Source organism: Pseudomonas fluorescens group sp. PF-1 (genome assembly GCF_054481335.1).
Genome location: NZ_JBTMNG010000001.1, coordinates 625,272 through 640,596 on the forward strand (window position 1 = coordinate 625,272; position 15,325 = coordinate 640,596).

General features: G+C 62.0%; 14 protein-coding genes and 1 pseudogene. 7 read left to right on the forward strand and 8 right to left on the reverse strand.

The features are described from left to right. Positions 1 to 12 precede the first annotated feature (12 nt). Entirely contained in the window at positions 13 to 933 is a 921-nt protein-coding gene (locus ACX3YD_RS02995) for a histone deacetylase family protein (protein ID WP_103403467.1), read from the reverse strand. Positions 934 to 1,008: 75 nt separating this feature from the next. Here ACX3YD_RS02995 and ACX3YD_RS03000 point away from each other — a divergent pair, with 75 nt between their 5' ends. The 3 genes from ACX3YD_RS03000 (at position 1,009) to ACX3YD_RS03010 (ending at position 3,190) form a co-directional block, all read left to right on the forward strand. Continuing rightward, positions 1,009 to 1,578, forward strand: a complete 570-nt coding sequence (locus tag ACX3YD_RS03000; RefSeq protein WP_047533604.1) for a GNAT family N-acetyltransferase — start codon at positions 1,009 to 1,011, stop codon at positions 1,576 to 1,578. A 104-nt stretch (positions 1,579 to 1,682) separates the two neighbouring features. Beyond that, positions 1,683 to 2,552 (forward strand): acyl-CoA thioesterase II, encoded by an 870-nt coding sequence (gene tesB / locus ACX3YD_RS03005; protein ID WP_047533601.1) that lies wholly within the window; start codon positions 1,683 to 1,685, stop codon positions 2,550 to 2,552. After that, a complete protein-coding gene (locus ACX3YD_RS03010) occupies positions 2,549 to 3,190 on the forward strand; it encodes an HAD family hydrolase (RefSeq protein WP_052193627.1) in 642 nt (213 codons plus the stop codon). Before tesB ends, ACX3YD_RS03010 begins: the two co-directional genes overlap by 4 nt. On the opposite strand, the gene ACX3YD_RS03015 is transcribed toward ACX3YD_RS03010, so the two are convergent. From ACX3YD_RS03015 to ACX3YD_RS03030, 4 genes are all read right to left on the reverse strand, one after another. Continuing rightward, positions 3,150 to 4,109 carry an alpha/beta hydrolase gene (locus ACX3YD_RS03015; RefSeq protein WP_458959234.1) on the reverse strand — a complete coding sequence of 320 codons (960 nt, stop codon included), beginning with the start codon at positions 4,107 to 4,109 and terminating at the stop codon, positions 3,150 to 3,152. The genes ACX3YD_RS03010 and ACX3YD_RS03015 overlap by 41 nt on opposite strands. After that, entirely contained in the window at positions 4,110 to 4,997 is an 888-nt protein-coding gene (gene ypfJ / locus ACX3YD_RS03020; RefSeq protein ID WP_458959235.1) for a KPN_02809 family neutral zinc metallopeptidase, read from the reverse strand. Between the two features lie 245 nt (positions 4,998 to 5,242). Continuing rightward, positions 5,243 to 6,076, reverse strand: a complete 834-nt coding sequence (locus ACX3YD_RS03025; protein WP_458959236.1) for an aldo/keto reductase — start codon at positions 6,074 to 6,076, stop codon at positions 5,243 to 5,245. After that, positions 6,060 to 7,808, reverse strand: a complete 1,749-nt coding sequence (locus tag ACX3YD_RS03030) for an FAD-dependent oxidoreductase (protein ID WP_458959237.1) — start codon at positions 7,806 to 7,808, stop codon at positions 6,060 to 6,062. The genes ACX3YD_RS03025 and ACX3YD_RS03030 overlap by 17 nt, the downstream gene beginning before the upstream one ends. Before the next feature lie 175 nt (positions 7,809 to 7,983). Here ACX3YD_RS03030 and ACX3YD_RS03035 point away from each other — a divergent pair, with 175 nt between their 5' ends. From ACX3YD_RS03035 to ACX3YD_RS03050, 4 genes are all read left to right on the forward strand, one after another. Continuing rightward, on the forward strand, positions 7,984 to 8,760 hold the full coding sequence (locus ACX3YD_RS03035; RefSeq protein WP_458959238.1) for an IclR family transcriptional regulator: 777 nt from the start codon (positions 7,984 to 7,986) through the stop codon (positions 8,758 to 8,760). Between the two features lie 240 nt (positions 8,761 to 9,000). Then, positions 9,001 to 10,056: a Gfo/Idh/MocA family protein gene (locus tag ACX3YD_RS03040; protein WP_458959239.1), complete on the forward strand. Its 1,056-nt coding sequence runs from the start codon at positions 9,001 to 9,003 to the stop codon at positions 10,054 to 10,056. 2 nt (positions 10,057 to 10,058) lie between these two features. Next, positions 10,059 to 10,874 (forward strand): sugar phosphate isomerase/epimerase family protein, encoded by an 816-nt coding sequence (locus ACX3YD_RS03045; protein ID WP_458959240.1) that lies wholly within the window; start codon positions 10,059 to 10,061, stop codon positions 10,872 to 10,874. Between the two features lie 116 nt (positions 10,875 to 10,990). Continuing rightward, the gene (locus tag ACX3YD_RS03050) at positions 10,991 to 11,869 is read left to right on the forward strand and encodes a DMT family transporter (RefSeq protein WP_047533578.1); all 879 of its coding nucleotides are present in this window, start codon (positions 10,991 to 10,993) and stop codon (positions 11,867 to 11,869) included. Positions 11,870 to 11,875: 6 nt separating this feature from the next. On the opposite strand, the gene ACX3YD_RS03055 is transcribed toward ACX3YD_RS03050, so the two are convergent. From ACX3YD_RS03055 to ACX3YD_RS03065, 3 genes and pseudogenes are all read right to left on the reverse strand, one after another. Then, entirely contained in the window at positions 11,876 to 12,739 is an 864-nt protein-coding gene (locus ACX3YD_RS03055) for a methyl-accepting chemotaxis protein (protein ID WP_371919888.1), read from the reverse strand. Further along, a pseudogene (locus ACX3YD_RS03060) lies at positions 12,731 to 13,597 on the reverse strand (MCP four helix bundle domain-containing protein); the annotation flags it as partial. The pseudogene ACX3YD_RS03060 and the gene ACX3YD_RS03055, both read right to left, overlap by 9 nt. Beyond that, a complete protein-coding gene (locus tag ACX3YD_RS03065) occupies positions 13,597 to 14,934 on the reverse strand; it encodes an MFS transporter (protein ID WP_103403477.1) in 1,338 nt (445 codons plus the stop codon). The gene ACX3YD_RS03065 and the pseudogene ACX3YD_RS03060, both read right to left, overlap by 1 nt. Between the last annotated feature and the right edge of the window lie 391 nt (positions 14,935 to 15,325).

Genomic DNA, 15,325 nt, shown 5'->3' on the forward strand with positions numbered 1-15,325 from the left:
AGCGTCCACAACTCAGTGACAACCTGATGACTGCCAGACCCGCTGCGCGCTGTGGTGGAGAATGCCGTGGCGGCGGGCCAGGGCTTTGCGGTCCTTGCTGTAACCGCCGCCAATCACCCCGACCACCGGGATGTCGCGGCCCAGGCAATGACGCATCACGGCTTCATCGCGGGCGGCGAGGCCTTCGTCCGTCAGTTTCAGATAGCCGAGGGCATCGTCCTTGTGCACATCGACGCCGGCGTCATACAGCACCAGATCCGGTTGATAGAGCGGCAACAGGTAGTTGAGCGCGTCATCCACCACTTTCAGGTAATCGGCATCGCCCATGCCATTGGGCAATGGAATGTCCCAGTCGCTGTCGGCCTTGCGTGCAGGAAAATTCTTCTCGCAATGCAGGGAAACGGTAATGGCCTCCGGAGTGTCGTGCAGGATGCGTGCAGTGCCGTCACCCTGGTGCACATCGCAATCGAAGATCAGTACCCGGTTGACCCGGCCACTTTCCAGCATGAAATGGCTGATCACCGCCAGGTCATTGAAAATGCAGAAGCCGGCCGGGTGGTCATAGTGAGCGTGGTGAGTGCCGCCGGCCAGGTGACAGGCCAGGCCATGCTCGAGCGCCTGCTCGGCCGCCAGCAACGAGCCGCCGACCGCCCGCACCGTGCGCCGGGCCAGGGCTTCGCTCCAGGGCAGGCCGAGGCGACGTTGATCCTCGCGGGACAACTCGCCGCCCATGTAGCGTTCGATGTACGAAGGGTCATGGGCGAGGGCGAGAATCTCCGGCGGGCAGAGTTGCGGACGCAGCAGGTCGGCGTCGCGAGTCAGGCCGCTGTCCACCAGGTGATCGCGCAGCAAGCGGAACTTGTCCATGGGGAAGCGGTGATCCGCCGGGAATTCGGGACTGTAGTCTTCGTGATAAATCAGCGGCAGCGGCATGATGCTTTCGTACAGGAATGAGTGAAGGATCCTACCAGCGTTGTAGACTCGCGGCATGAAAATGGGGGGAGCACGATGGAGCCGATACTGGAACTCGAGAGCGCGCGGCTGCTGTTGCGGCAGTGGCAGGATGAGGATTTGCCGGAGTTTGCGGCGATGTGTGCCGATCCACAGGTCATGCGTTATTTCCCGGCACCCTTGAGCCGACTGGAAAGTGCTTCATTGATCGGGCGAATCCGTGGTCATTTCGCTGAGCATGGTTTCGGTCCGTGGGCGCTGGAGCGCAAGGACACTGGGCAGTTCATCGGATTTACCGGGCTCGGGGTGGTGGGTTTCGACGCGCCGTTCACCCCCGCCATCGAAATCGCCTGGCGCCTGGCGCGCGAGCATTGGGGACTGGGTTATGCCAGTGAGGCGGCGTGGACCGCTCTGCGCTGCGGGTTTGACCGTTTGGCGCTGAACGAAATCGTCTCCTTCACGGCCGACAGCAACCTGCCATCACAGAAAGTCATGCAGGCCATCGGCATGCACCATGATTGCGCTGATGACTTTGAACACCCCAACCTTGCCGTCGATCATCCCTTGCGCCATCACGTGCTGTATCGCATCAGCCGTGAACAATGGCTGCAAACCTTGCATGGATAAGCCGCCGCGGATGTTTACAATGGCCCCCATCGGCCCTGGCCAGAAACTGAATCGACCGCCGCAGCCAAGACTGCGCGGCATTGCTTTGTGTGAGGAGAGTCTGAATGAGCCAAGTGTTGGATGATCTGGTCGACCTGCTGACCCTGGAGCCGATTGAGGAAAACCTGTTCCGTGGCCGTAGCCAGGACCTGGGTTTTCGGCAGTTGTTCGGTGGCCAGGTACTCGGCCAGTCCCTGTCGGCGGCCAGTCAGACCGTCGATGAGGCGCGCCATGTGCATTCGATGCATGGCTACTTCCTGCGTCCGGGCGACGCCGGGTTGCCGGTGGTGTATCAGGTTGATCGGGTGCGCGACGGTGGCAGTTTCAGCACGCGCCGGGTGACCGCGATCCAGAAGGGCCATCCGATCTTCACCTGCAGCGCCTCGTTCCAGTACGACGAAGAAGGTTTCCAGCACCAAAGCGAAATGCCGCAAGTGGTCGGTCCGGAAAACCTGCCGTCGGAGCTGGAGCTGACCCAGCAGCGTGCGCACCTGATCCCCGAGAAAATGCGCGAAAAACTGCTGTGCCCCAAGCCGATCGAGTTCCGGCCGATCACCGAAAAGGATCCCTACAACCCGCTGCCGTCCGACCCGATCAAGTACGTCTGGTTTCGTGCCGACGGTGCCTTGGCCGACTCCCCGGCGTTGCACAAGTACTTGCTGGCCTATGCCTCGGATTTCGGTCTGCTGACCACCTCGATGCAGCCCCATGGCAAATCGGTCTGGCACAAGGACATGCAGGTCGCCAGCCTCGATCATGCGCTGTGGTTCCACGCTGATCTGCGTGCCGATGACTGGTTGTTGTACGCGATGGACAGTCCCTGGGCCGGCAACTCCCGTGGTTTCTCCCGTGGCAGCGTGTTCAACCGCGCCGGGAAACTGGTGGCCTCGGTCACGCAGGAAGGCCTGATCCGTCATCGCAAGGATTGGTCATGAGCCTGGCCGATGTGCGTCACTGGGTGTTCGACATGGACGGTACCCTGACGGTGGCCGTGCATGATTTCGCGGCGATTCGCGTGGCGCTGGCGATCCCGGCCGAAGATGACATCCTAACCCACCTCGCCGCGCTACCGGCCGACGAAGCCGCTGCCAAGCATGCATGGCTGCTCGAGCACGAGCGTGACCTGGCGCTCGGGTCGAAACCGGCACCGGGTGCCGTAGAGCTGGTGCGTGACCTGGCCGGGCGCGGGTATCGCCTGGGTATTCTCACGCGCAATGCCCGTGAATTGGCGCATGTCACGCTGGAGGCCATTGGCCTGGCTGACTGCTTCGCGGTGGAGGACGTGCTCGGTCGAGATGAAGCGCCGCCAAAACCGCACCCCGGTGGTTTGCTGAAATTGGCGCAAGCCTGGAACGTACCGGCGAGCGAAATGGTGATGGTCGGTGATTACCGCTTTGATCTGGATTGCGGGCGGGCGGCGGGGGCACGGACGGTGCTGGTGAACCTGCCGGATAATCCGTGGCCGGAATTGACCGATTGGCATGCGGCCGATTGCATCGAGTTGCGGCAGATGCTCTCGGCCAGCGCAAAACCTACAGCCCGAACAACGCCTTTTGCCCCTCCGGCGAAGTAAACATCCCATCCCCGTCATGCCCGACGCCGGGCACTTCGATCAGTTGCTGATTGAGCCCTTTCGGTTGCAGCCGCTTCAGATACTCAAAGTAATTGCGCCCGCGGGCCAATCGATAGGGGCCTTGCGCCTGGGCTTCACAGCCCTTGTCCAGCGCCGGGTGGTTGGGGTCGATGTCCTGTTGCCCCAGCAGATAAACGATGTTGCGCTTGACGTAGGTTGCCTGCAGTTGCGCAGGCGTTTTCCCTTCGGCGTAGGCGGGTAGATCCGTCAGCCCGTACTTCCAGCGATTGAAGTCCGGGCAGCGGGCATGGCTGAAAGCCACTGGCCGGCGTTCGTCGAAGTACGCATAGGAAGATGGATTGGCGATGACATAGCGCACCTGCACCCCGGCGGCGTCGAGGGTTGGCTGATCGTGTCCGAGCATGGCGTATCGCTGAACCACTTGAGCGCCACCGGAGTGGCCGGCGATGACGATTTGCTTCACATCGGGAAACTGCTCGCGATCACCCAGGCGGGCGATGATTTCGTCCAGCGCCGCAAAGGCGCTGAGACGGAACGGCGCAGTGGATTCGCCACCCGCCATCCACTCATTGCCCTGCCAGCGCAGAACTGTCTCGGCGACGGGATGCATCGCGACGTCGGTTTCATTGAGGAATTGTGGGGCGATGATCAGTGTTGTCGCACTTTGCCCGGCCAGTTCCGCCGCGTGTTCGCCGCTGTGCAGGTAGGTCTGTGCGTTGCGCAAGCGACCATGGACGATGATCAACACTCGTTCGATTTTGGCCGGGCCAGGGCTGATGCCCACCGCGATCTCGCCTGATTTCAACAACAGGCGTCCGGGGCTGACCTCCTTGACGGCATGCTCGGCAGCCCAAGTACTTGTGCAGGTGATCAACAACGCCAACAGCCACGTCTTCATTTACAGATTTTTCGCCGCAAAGGTATCGCACTGGCCAACCTGGCCCTGGGCGAATCCGGTTTTGAACCAGCGCACCCGTTGCGCCGACGTACCATGGGTAAACGAGTCGGGCACCACACGGCCTTGACCCTGTTGCTGCAAACGATCATCGCCGATGGCATTGGCAGCGTTGAGCGCTTCTTCGACATCGCCCGGTTCCAGCCAGTTCAGCCGTCGTTGTGCATGGTTGGCCCAGACGCCGGCCAGGCAATCGGCTTGCAGTTCTTGACGCACCAGCAAGCCACCATCGCCTTCCATTTGCCGGCCTTGCTGGCGCGCGGCCTGAATTTTCGCGGAAACACCAAGCAAGGTCTGCACGTGGTGTCCGACTTCGTGAGCGATCACGTAGGCCTGGGCGAAGTCCCCCGCCGCGGAAAAACGTTGGGCCATTTCCTGGAAAAACGCCATGTCCAGATAGACCTTCTGGTCCGCCGGGCAATAGAACGGACCGGTCGCCGACGTCGCCAGGCCGCAGGCCGAGTTCACGCGATTGCTGAACAACACCAGGGTCGGGTCTTTGTATTGCTTGCCGGCCTGCTGGAATATCTGCTGCCAAGTGTCCTCGGTATCACCCAGAATCGAACGGACGAATTCGGCGCCTTCATCACTGGCTGGTGGCGCCTTGCGCGTCTGAGTGGTCGCCGGTGCCGTTTGCTGGCCCATCTGCCCGGTCAGTTGGCCGAGGATCTGCAGCGGGTCCTGGCCGGTGATCCAGCCGATGCCGACGATCAGAAGGATCGCCGTCAGGCTCAGGCCTTTGCCACCGCCAAAGCGCATCCCGCCACCGCCGATATCATCGCCACGGGCATCGACCACGTTGTCACTGCGTCGGCCTTTTTTCCATAGCATGTGGGAATCCTCTTCTGTTCCGGGTAATGACCCCGTGCGGTGAGTGTTGCTGCCAAGTGGGAGCGGCGCCAGTCCAGTCGTCCGGGTTTTTGTCGCACGCGCCCCTAGGCCCGGCAACCCCTGACGGATTGCCGAGCACATTTCAGGCTTGTATTGAACACGGACACCCCGACGAATTCCGCAGGGCGACGGTTTTTTTATCGGGGGAGCATCGAGCGCTGCGTAAAGCGCCCGGATCGGCGGGGTTATTCGTCGAACGCGTCCCATACCGGGGCAAAGGGCGGGCTGACCTGGCGCTCGCGTTTGGAAAGGCTGGCGATCAAGGCGCGGTCCGTGTCATCCAGTTGCACCTCCAGCGCCGCCAGGTTGGCCCGTTGATTGGCCTCGCTACTGGCCTTGGGAATGGCGGCCACGTTCGCTTGATCCAGCAGCCATTTGAGTGCGACCTGGGTTGGCAGCACGCCGTGTTTGGCGGCGATCTGCCGGATCTGCGGGATGTCCGAGACCTTGTTGCGAGCCAGGGGCGTGTAGGCCGTGAGGGCCAGATCGTGTTGACGGGCGTAGTTCAGCAGGGCGTTTTGGCCGAGCAGTACGTGATACTCGACCTGAATGGTGGACAGCGGAGCACCCAGTTCCTCGACGACTGTGCGCAACAGCGGCAGCGGAAAATTCGCCACGCCGATATTGCGCGCCAGGCCTTGTTCCTTGAACGACACCAGGGTCTCGATCGTGCTCGGCAAGTCCCAGTCGGTGTTCGGCCAATGGATCATGAACAGGTCGACGTAATCACTGCGCAGGGCCTTGAGGCTACGGTCCATGGAGTGGCGCATGGCGTCGGGCTGCAGTTGGTCCCACCAGACCTTGGTGGTGACATGGATCTGCTCGCGGGGTGTCGGACTGTTCGCCAGTGCTTGACCGACAGCGTCTTCGTTGTTGTAGCCCGCCGCCGTATCGATGTGCCGATAACCCAGTGCCAGGGCCTGTTCCACGGCGCGGGTGCATTCTTCGCCCAGCATCGGCCAGGTGCCGAGGCCCAGTTTTGGCATGTTCAAGCCTTGGGCGTTAACGATGTGCTGCATGGTCGATCTCCTTTTCATAAGCGGTGATACCCGCGATATGCCGCGCGGCGATGTAGCCGAAGCTCAGCGCCGGGCCCAGATTGATGCCGCCGGCGGGGTAGTGCCCGCCCATGATGCTGGCCATGTCGCCGCCCGCCGCATACAGACCGGCGATGGCCTGACCTGTGTCGTCGAGGACCTGGGCGTGTGCATTGACCTTGAGCCCGGCGAAGGTGCCGAAGCAACCGGGCTGGACCTTCACCGCGTAGAACGGGCCTTGTTCGATCGGCGCGACGCAGGGGTTGGGTTGCTGCCGCGCATCGCCCTGCTTGCGGTTATAGGGGGTCGAACCGCGACCGAACTGCGGGTCTTCACCGTTGTGCGCATGGCGGTTGTAGTCTTCCACGGTGCGGCGCAGACCGGCCGGATCGATGCCGCAGGCCGACGCCAATGCTTCAAGAGTGTTACCGGTTTTCAGATAGCCGCTGCGGATAAAGGATGACAACGGCACCGGAAACGGCCGAGAGATGCCCAGCCCGTAGCGCCGCTGGAAACCATGGCTGCAAATCAGCCACGAAGCGACCTCTTCGCCTGGCGGGGCAGCGGCGACCATGGCCTTGACGTAGTCGTAGTAGCCGTTGGCTTCGTTGACGAAGCGCTGGCCATTGCTCAGCACGCCGATGATCCCCGGCTTGCCGCGTTCAATAATGTGCGGGAAATGGCCAACGCTGCCATCGCTGTGCGGCACCTGCGAGACCGGTGCCCAGGCTACCGGTGACGCCACATCGGTATTCACTCGAGCGCCGACGCTTTCGCCCAGTCGCAGCCCGTCGCCGGACACCGCCAGCGGTGGCAGGGCCAGGTGTTCACGCCCGGTTGGCGTGCGTGGAAACAATGCCTTGCGCCGTTCGATGTCATTGGCAAAGCCGCCCGCCGCGAGTACCACGGCCTTGCGCGCGTGGATGCGCACCGAACCTTTGGTAGTGCTGACCACCGCGCCATGGACCTGATTGTTCTCGCGCAGCAACTCGGTGACGGGCGCCGACTCCCACAGCAATACGCCGAGGTCCTCGGCGGATTTTGCCAGGCGTGCGACCAGCGCCACACCGTTGACCAGTTGCATCGCGCGGCCATGCACGGCGAGGTCGAGCAGGTGGCGGGTGAAGCGTCGGGTGACGTGCCAGGCGGCGGGCAGCGAGCGGGTCAGGTTGAGGAATGCCGTAAGGTCCGCGCCCGCCATGATCGGCATGCCCATGAACGACGTTTCACGCATGGTTTTACGCAGACGCTTGAGCAGCTTGCCGACTTTTCGTGCGTCATAAGGGGCGGCGATCACCGAGCGCCCGCCGGTGCCTGCGCCTGGCGTGTCGCCGTGAATGTCGGCAATGGCATTGCCGTCGGCGAATTGCAGCGAGGTGTGCTGTTCGAAAAACGCAACCATCTGTGGGCCGGCCTCCAGGAAGGCATCAATCATTGCCGGCTCGAAGTGCTCGCCCAACTCGTGTTTTAAATAGGTGCGTGGCAGTGCCACGTCTTCGACGATGCCGGCGCGACGGGCCAGGGGATTGCAGGGCACCCAGGCCCAGCCGCCGGACCATGCCGTGGCGCCACCGAAAACCGCATCCTTTTCCACCACAATGACTTTCAGGCCATGCCATGCCGCCGTGACAGCGGCCGACAAACCGGCCGCACCGGAGCCGACGATCAGCACATCACAGTCGATGTCGGGAAGAATGGGCGGTTCGGCAGGCATTGTGAGCACTCCAGTGGTTTATTATTTTGGAATTTGATTCCAGAAAATATAAGAGGTCGACGGAGTCGGGCAAGCCTGTGGCGCACAAAGCGGGCGGTAATCGGACGGCGAGTTCCAGATTTCGCATTCGGCCGGTTGTCTTCTAGAATCGAGCAAATTTTGCGTGGAAGCTCCCATGGCCGGCAGTCAGATCGAACGTGTTTTCAGTGTGCTTGAAAGCCTCACCAGCGACCCCCGAGGCCTGCCGATGCAGACCCTGGCAGAGCAGCTGGACATCCCCAAGAGCGCCACCCATCGCATGCTGGCGGAGCTGATTCGCCTCGGTTATGTGCGACAGAACCCGGAGAACCTGCGCTACCACCTGTCGACCAAGCTGGTGGCGATGGGGTTCCGTTATCTGTCGAGCAGTGGCGCCGATATCGTGCAGCCGGTGCTCGATCGCCTGGCTCAGGAAACCGGTGAAATGGTGCGCCTGGGCGTCATAGACGGCGAGCGGCAGACCTGGATCGCCAAGTCCCAGGGGGCCCGCTCCGGCTTGCGTTACGACCCGGACATGGGCCGCGATGCACCGCTGTTTTATACGGCCTCCGGGCATGCGTGGCTGGCGTGCATGAGCGATGCCGAAGCCCTGTCGCTGGTAGAACGCCAGGCCATGGACCGACCACTGGAACTGGGGCCGAATGCGCCGCGCTCGAACATTGAATTGCTAGAGCGCCTGCGCCTGGCGCGGGAGCAAGGCTACGCCTGTGTCGAGGAAAGTTCGGCGATAGGCACGTCGGCGATTGCCGCGGTGGTGCGTCATCCCGGCTCTGGCCGGGTGATTGGCGTACTCAGCATTGCCGGGCCGAGCGCGCGGATGCCGGGCGCGCGACTGCATGAACTGGCGCCGTTGTTGTTGAGGTTTACCGAGGAATTGTCGGCGGCGAGTCTGGCGTCGGAGTTATTTAACTAGGGGCGCAAGTTTCTCCTGTGGGAGCGGGCTTGCCCGCGATGAGGGACGTATGTCCGACATCATTGTTGGCTGGAGGTCCGCTATCGCGGGCAAGCTCGCTCCCACAAAGGATTTTCGTTTGCCAAATGAAAGCTGTGCGCTGTTCGAACACTTTCAGTCCTTGTGTGTGTAAGAATCTGGAACCGGGTTCTAAATTATTGGAAATCTTCCTTCCAACAATAAACACAAGAGGACCGCGTCTTGAATTCGCCCCTTCGAATCGCCCTGATCGGCGCTGGCATCATGGGCCAGCAGCATTACCGGCATCTGAAAACCCTGACTGAAGCGACGCTGTGCGCCGTGGCCGATCCCGGTCCGCAAGCAGCAACCCTCGCCGCCGAATGGGGAGTGGCGTATTTCGCCGATCACGCTCAGATGCTGGAGCAGATGAAGCCGGACGCGGTCATCGTCGCCAATCCGAATAACCTGCACGTCAGCACTGCCCTCGATTGCCTCGCCGTCGGTGTAGCGGTGTTGCTGGAGAAACCGGTCGGCGTGCATCTGGATGAGGTTCGCCGGTTGGTGGAGGCTTCGAAGGCTACGGGAGTACCGGTGCTGGTGGGCCATCATCGGCGGCACAACCCGTTGATCGTCCGTGCCCATGAACTGGTCAAGAGCGGCGCCCTGGGCCGGTTGACCACGGTCACGGCGCTCTGGCAGTTGCGCAAACCCGACAGTTACTTCGAGACGCCCTGGCGCCGCGAGGCGGGTGCGGGGATGTTGTTGACCAACCTGATCCACGACCTCGATTTGCTGCGGCACTTGTGCGGTGAAGTGCGTCAGGTGCAGGCCATCACCAGCAACGCCATCCGCGGTTTTGCCAACGAAGATTGCGCGGCGGTGTTGCTGCAGTTCGACAACGGTGCCCTGGGCAGCCTGACCGGGTCCGACGCGGTGGCGGCGCCCTGGAGTTGGGAGCTGGATTCCGGGGAGAACCCGGTGTATCCGCGTCAGGCCGACCAGCCGTGTTACTTGCTCGCCGGAACCGGCGGGGCGCTGAGCATTCCGCAACTCAAGCGCTGGCATTACACCGAAGCCGATGGCGGGTGGCATCAGTCCCTGGTGCAGACGCAGGAAAGCTTCAGCGCCGATGAGGCGTTGCGCTTGCAGTTGCAGCATTTCGTGCGCGTCGTGCGCCGGGAAGTCGAGCCGCTGGTGAGCGCCGCCGATGCCGCCCGCACCCTGGCGCTGATCGAAGCCATCCGCGAAGCCGCCGAAACCGGTCGCGCTTGCACACCTTCCCTGATTGAGGCTTGACCATGAGTGAACGAATCTTTTCCCTGGCCAGTCTGACCGTGCTGGAGTTGTCACCGCCCGAGATGGTCGACGTCGCGGCGTGGGCCGGGTACAGCCACGTCGGCTTGCGTCTGGTGCCGGCGACGCCGGAGGAGCACCATTTTGCCCTGGTGGCGGATGCGGGTTTGCGCCGTCAGACCCTGGCGCGTCTGCGCGATACCGGCCTACGTGTACTGGATGTTGAAATCCTGCGCTTGAAGCCGGATACCGTCGTCGCCGAATTCGAGAAGGTGCTGGCGGTCGGTGCCGAATTCGGTGCGACTGAATTACTGGTGGCCGGTAATGATGTGGATGAGCAACGCCTGACCGATAACTTTGCGCTGCTTTGTGATCTGGCGGTCCCATATGGACTGCATCCGCACCTGGAGTTCATGCCCTGGACCGATGCGCGCAACCTTGAGCAAGCCGTGCGCATCGTCGAGGCAGCCGGGCGCGAAAACGGTGCAGTGCTGGTGGATGCGTTCCATTTCGATCGCTCCGGGTCGCGGCTGGAAGATCTGGCCAGGGTTGCCCCTTCGCGGCTACGGTATGCGCAGTTATGTGATGTGGCGGGGCCGCGTCCGGCCGACATGGCCGAGATTTTGCGTCAGGCCCGTAACGAGCGGCGGTTTCCCGGCGATGGCGATTGCGATCTGCCGGGGCTGTTGCGCTGTTTGCCGGCTAACATTCCATTGAGTCTGGAAATTCCCACCCTGCAACTGCTGGAGCAGGGCGTGAGCGGCCTGGACCGGGCGCAGATGGCGTTGGATAAAACCCGGGAATTGTTGGCGCGGCTGTAAGCGGTGCTGCGCACCTGTCGCGGGCAAGCCACGCTCCCACACGTTTTATGCGGACCTGTGGGCGCGTGGCTTGCCCGCGAAGCTTTTGATTTTTGATGTAAACAAAAGGAAACCCAATGACAGTCAGCACCCCGCTTTCCGGCGTCAATCAGCCCTTCAAGGGCATCTTGCTGATCGTCGTTGCCACCTTCCTGTTTTCCAGTCATGACGCGATATCCAAATACCTCTCGGGGTTCTACCCGATTGTCATGGTGGTGTGGGCGCGTTATGTGGTGCACACCTTGTTGATGGCCGGGATTTTCCTGCCGCAATCCGGGTTGCGGGTGTTGCGTACCAAGCGCCCGTTGCTGCAATTGGTCCGGGCGTTATGCCTGCTGGGCACCAGTCTGTTTTTCACCACGGGGTTGATGTACATCCCGCTGGCGGAAGCGACCTCGGTCAACTTCCTGGCGCCCGTGCTGGTCACGGCGTTGTCGGTGCCGTTGCTCAAGGAGCGCGTGACGCGCGGGCAGTGGCTGGCGGTGATTTTCGGTTTCAGTGGCGTGCTGATCATTGTTCACCCCGGCGGCGAGTTGTTCACCCCGGCGGTGTTGCTGCCGTTCTGTTCGGCGCTGTTTTTCTGCTTCTATCAACTGCTGACCCGCAAGCTCAGCGAGATCGACAGCCCGACCACCAGCAACTTCTTCGCCGGGCTGTGCAACACCCTGGTGATGAGTGCGTTGGTGCCGTTCTTCTGGCAGGTGCCGAGCCTGCCGCATGGCGTGCTGATGCTGGCGCTGGGCGCCTGCGGCATGACGGCGCATCTGTTTCTGACCCAGGCTTTCCGCCATGCCGCGCCCGCCTTGCTGGCGCCCTTCAGTTACTGCCAGATCGTGTTTGCCGGTCTGCTGGGCTGGTTGCTCTTTTCCCACACGCCAACCCTGACCACGGTGCTCGGGATCGCGGTGATTTGCTGCAGTGGCCTGGCGGCGGCCTGGCAGCAAAGTCGCCGTTGAGGCCGCTCAGAACCTGAAGCGCACCACCAGGTTTTGCAGGCCCGCCGCCAATTGCGACAGCTCCTGGCTGGTAGCACTGGTGCGGGTCGAGGCGTCGGCGCTTTGCAGTGACAGGTCGCGAATGTTCAGCAGATTCCTGTCCACCTCGCGCGCCACCGCCGCTTGCTCTTCCGACGCGCTGGCAATCACCAGGTTGCGCTCATGGATCTGTTCCATAGCCCGGGTAATTTCCGCCAGCGCGATGCCAGCCTGTTCAGCGAGCGACAGGGTTTGCGCAACGCGCTGGCTGCTGTCGTGCATCGACAGCACCACCCCTTCGGTATCGCCCTGAACCCGGCCGATCATCTGTTCGATTTCCCGGGTCGATTGTTGGGTGCGATGGGCCAGTGCGCGAACTTCATCGGCCACGACCGCAAACCCGCGCCCCGCTTCCCCGGCCCTGGCGGCCTCGATGGCCGCGTTGAGCGCCAGCAGGTTGGTCTGTTCGGCGATGGCGCGAATCACGTCCAGCACCTTGCCGATTTCCCGGGATTGCTCGGCCAGGGTCTGCACCTGTTGCAGGGCTGTGCCGGCATCGGCGCTCATGGCCTGGATCGAGTCGAGTGTTTCAATCACCCGCGCCTGACCCTGACTCGCCTGTTGTGTCGACTGGCGCGTACTGTCAGACGTCGATACGGCATTGCGTGCGACTTCTTCCACAGCCACGGTCATCTCGTTCACCGCCGTGGCGGCTTGTTCGATTTCGTTGTGCTGCTGTTGCAGGCGGCCAGAGTCCTGGTGGGTGCTCTGTTTCATCTGGTTGGCGGCAGCGGCCAGTTGCGTGGAGGCGTCGCTGATCCGTTGCAGGGTCTCGCGCAGGCTGGTTTGCATGATCGACAACGCGGTCAGCAAGCGGCCGGTTTCATCCGTGCCGTGGCTGCTGATCGGCGTACTGAGATCCCCGGCGGCGACCTGTTCGGCCACGTCTACGGCCTGACGGATGGGCGCCACGATGCTGCGAATCAACATCCAGGCGAGGAGCACGGTCAGCAGCGAGACGGCGATCAAGGCCCCGATCACCGTGACTTTCACCTGGTTGTAGAGCGCGTCGGCCTGTTGCGCCGATTGACTGACTTGCTGGGTGGTCAGGGCCACCAGCTCGGCGAACTGGTCACCGGTCAGGGTCGAGTAATCCTGGATCTTGCCGTTGAGCAGCGCGGTCATTTCTTCCTGGCGGTTTTCCCGCGACAGGGTTTCGTATTGCGCCAGCGCTTGACGGTATTGGGTGACGGTCGCGACGAATTTTTCGTACGGCTCTCTGTTGTAATCGCCCACGAGGGGGGTGAATTTGTTCAGCGCCTGCTCCAGCCAGCCCTGCACCTGATGCAGGCGGCTCACCGTGGCCTCGAGCACCTTGGGGTCGCGGTTGAGTGCCATGCGCAGGCTGAGTACGCGAATGCTCAATGCATAGTCACGGATTTCCCCCAGGTAGCGGGTGCTGGGCAGGGAGATGTTCTCGGTGTATTGGCCGGTGGCACGCACTTGGGCGACTTGCTTGAGGGCGAACAAGCCCTGCAACAGCACCAGCAGGGCGATGAGACCGAAGCTGATGACCGCGCGTTGGGCGATGCTCAGGCGACCTGGCGACATGGTTAGACCTCCTTGGCGATGAACGAAAAATCGTGGATTCATGAAATGCAGGCACAAAAAAAGCGCAGGCCCGGAATCGGGCCTGCGCCGAGGCAGCATCAGTCTTCTACTTTCGGAATCTTGCGCGGGGCCATGAAGTACATCCAGATCAGCGCGATGAAGTACATCGCCGGAATCAGGGTGAACAGCACGGTGTAGTTGTTGTTGGTGACGGTCAGGATGTGGCCGACCAACTGGGTCATGAACATCCCGCCAATGGCGGCGCACATGCCACCGAAACCGAACACCGTACTCATCATGTGCTTGGGCGTGTAGTCCATCACCAGGCTCCAGATGTTCGCGGTCCAGGCCTGGTGCGCGCCGATGGCCAGGGAAATGGCAAACACCGCGACCCACAGGCTGCTGGAACCCGCGGCCATGATCACGCCGATGATGCAGCAGGCGAACAGGAACATGGACATCAGTCGCGCCTTGATCGGGTTGATACCGCGGCCGATCAGGAACGAGGACAGTATCCCGCCGCCCACGCTACCGAAGTCGGCCGTCAGGTAGATGATGATCAGCGGGATGCCCATCTGGGTGACGTTGATCCCCAGGTTGTATTGCTGATTGAGGAACGGTGGCAGCCAGTACAGGTAGAACCAGAACACCGGCGCGGTGATCGAGTAGGCGAGGGCGAAGGCCCAGGTGCCACGCATGCGCAGGATTTTCGAGAACGGTACGCGAGTTTGTTCCGGTTCGACTTCTTTCTGGATGTAGTCCAGTTCCGACTGTTTAACGCGAGGGTGATCTTCCGGGTTGAAGTATTTCAGGCCCCAGCACACCAGCCAGATGCCGCCCAGTGCCGACATGCACAGGAACGCGGCTTGCCAGCCCCAGGCATGCAGGATCAATGGCAGCAGCATCGGCGTGAACATCGCACCGACGTTGGTCCCGGCGTTGAAAATACCGGTGGCCACGGCACGCTCACCGGCCGGGAACCACAGGCGCGTGGTCTTCACGCAGGCCGGGTAGTTGGCGGCTTCGGTCAGGCCGAGGATGAAGCGGCAAACCATGAAGCCAGCCGCCGATGTGGCCAGGCCATGAGCGCCGGTTGCGAGGCTCCAGAGCAGTACGGCGCAGAAGAACACGCGCTTCACACCGACCCGATCGATCAAGCGCCCTTGCAGCACGAAGCCGATGGCGTAACCGACCTGGAACCAGAAGTTGATGTTGGCGTAGTCCATCGCCGTCCAGCTCATTTCCTTGGCCAGGATGGGCTGCATGACGCCGAGGGCGGCGCGGTCGATGTAGTTCAGGGTGGTGGCGAAAAACACCAGCGCCAGCATGCCCCAACGGGTTTTGCCGACGGCCATGGCGCCGCGAATTTTATCGCCGATGCCACCAGTGGTAGCGCTCATGGCCGGGGCCATGCGTGAGCTTTGTGTAGGATTCATGTGTGCCATCCGTTCAATGACTGACAAGCCAGGCTCGTCGGGACTTCAAGGGCGCGTGATCAATCGCTGGCGGCGTGCGCGTGAGGACTGATCGGCTGTTTCGTCGGCTGACGGGTTATTCAGCGAGCGGCACGTGTGTGCCAGCGGTGCGCAGGGGGCGGATGGACGCCGGGCCAGGCGTAATGGCGTTGGTTCGAGCGAGCAGAGCGGTGAAGGAGCGCATGAGCGTATACCCGTTTTTTTGAAATTTTTATGTGGTGTTCTGGGTCGTTGTTAACTGGGACCGATGTGTGGTGACCGGGCCCAATGTGGTGTTGATGTTGCGCAGTGGACGAAAAATCGTCAATTCGCCAATTGTCATTTTGTTCGATAATCGCACGCAAAACTAACT

Coding starts and splice junctions, on each gene's coding strand:
- ACX3YD_RS03015 (WP_458959234.1), bottom strand. CDS start 4,109: ATGAAGACGTGGCTGTTGGCGTTGTTGATCACCTGCACAAGTACTTGG.
- ACX3YD_RS03010 (WP_052193627.1), top strand. CDS start 2,549: ATGAGCCTGGCCGATGTGCGTCACTGGGTGTTCGACATGGACGGTACC.
- ypfJ (WP_458959235.1), bottom strand. CDS start 4,997: ATGCTATGGAAAAAAGGCCGACGCAGTGACAACGTGGTCGATGCCCGT.
- ACX3YD_RS03035 (WP_458959238.1), top strand. CDS start 7,984: ATGGCCGGCAGTCAGATCGAACGTGTTTTCAGTGTGCTTGAAAGCCTC.
- ACX3YD_RS03025 (WP_458959236.1), bottom strand. CDS start 6,076: ATGCAGCACATCGTTAACGCCCAAGGCTTGAACATGCCAAAACTGGGC.
- ACX3YD_RS03055 (WP_371919888.1), bottom strand. CDS start 12,739: ATGCAAACCAGCCTGCGCGAGACCCTGCAACGGATCAGCGACGCCTCC.
- tesB (WP_047533601.1), top strand. CDS start 1,683: ATGAGCCAAGTGTTGGATGATCTGGTCGACCTGCTGACCCTGGAGCCG.
- ACX3YD_RS02995 (WP_103403467.1), bottom strand. CDS start 933: ATGCCGCTGCCGCTGATTTATCACGAAGACTACAGTCCCGAATTCCCG.
- ACX3YD_RS03065 (WP_103403477.1), bottom strand. CDS start 14,934: ATGAATCCTACACAAAGCTCACGCATGGCCCCGGCCATGAGCGCTACC.
- ACX3YD_RS03050 (WP_047533578.1), top strand. CDS start 10,991: ATGACAGTCAGCACCCCGCTTTCCGGCGTCAATCAGCCCTTCAAGGGC.
- ACX3YD_RS03045 (WP_458959240.1), top strand. CDS start 10,059: ATGAGTGAACGAATCTTTTCCCTGGCCAGTCTGACCGTGCTGGAGTTG.
- ACX3YD_RS03000 (WP_047533604.1), top strand. CDS start 1,009: ATGGAGCCGATACTGGAACTCGAGAGCGCGCGGCTGCTGTTGCGGCAG.
- ACX3YD_RS03030 (WP_458959237.1), bottom strand. CDS start 7,808: ATGCCTGCCGAACCGCCCATTCTTCCCGACATCGACTGTGATGTGCTG.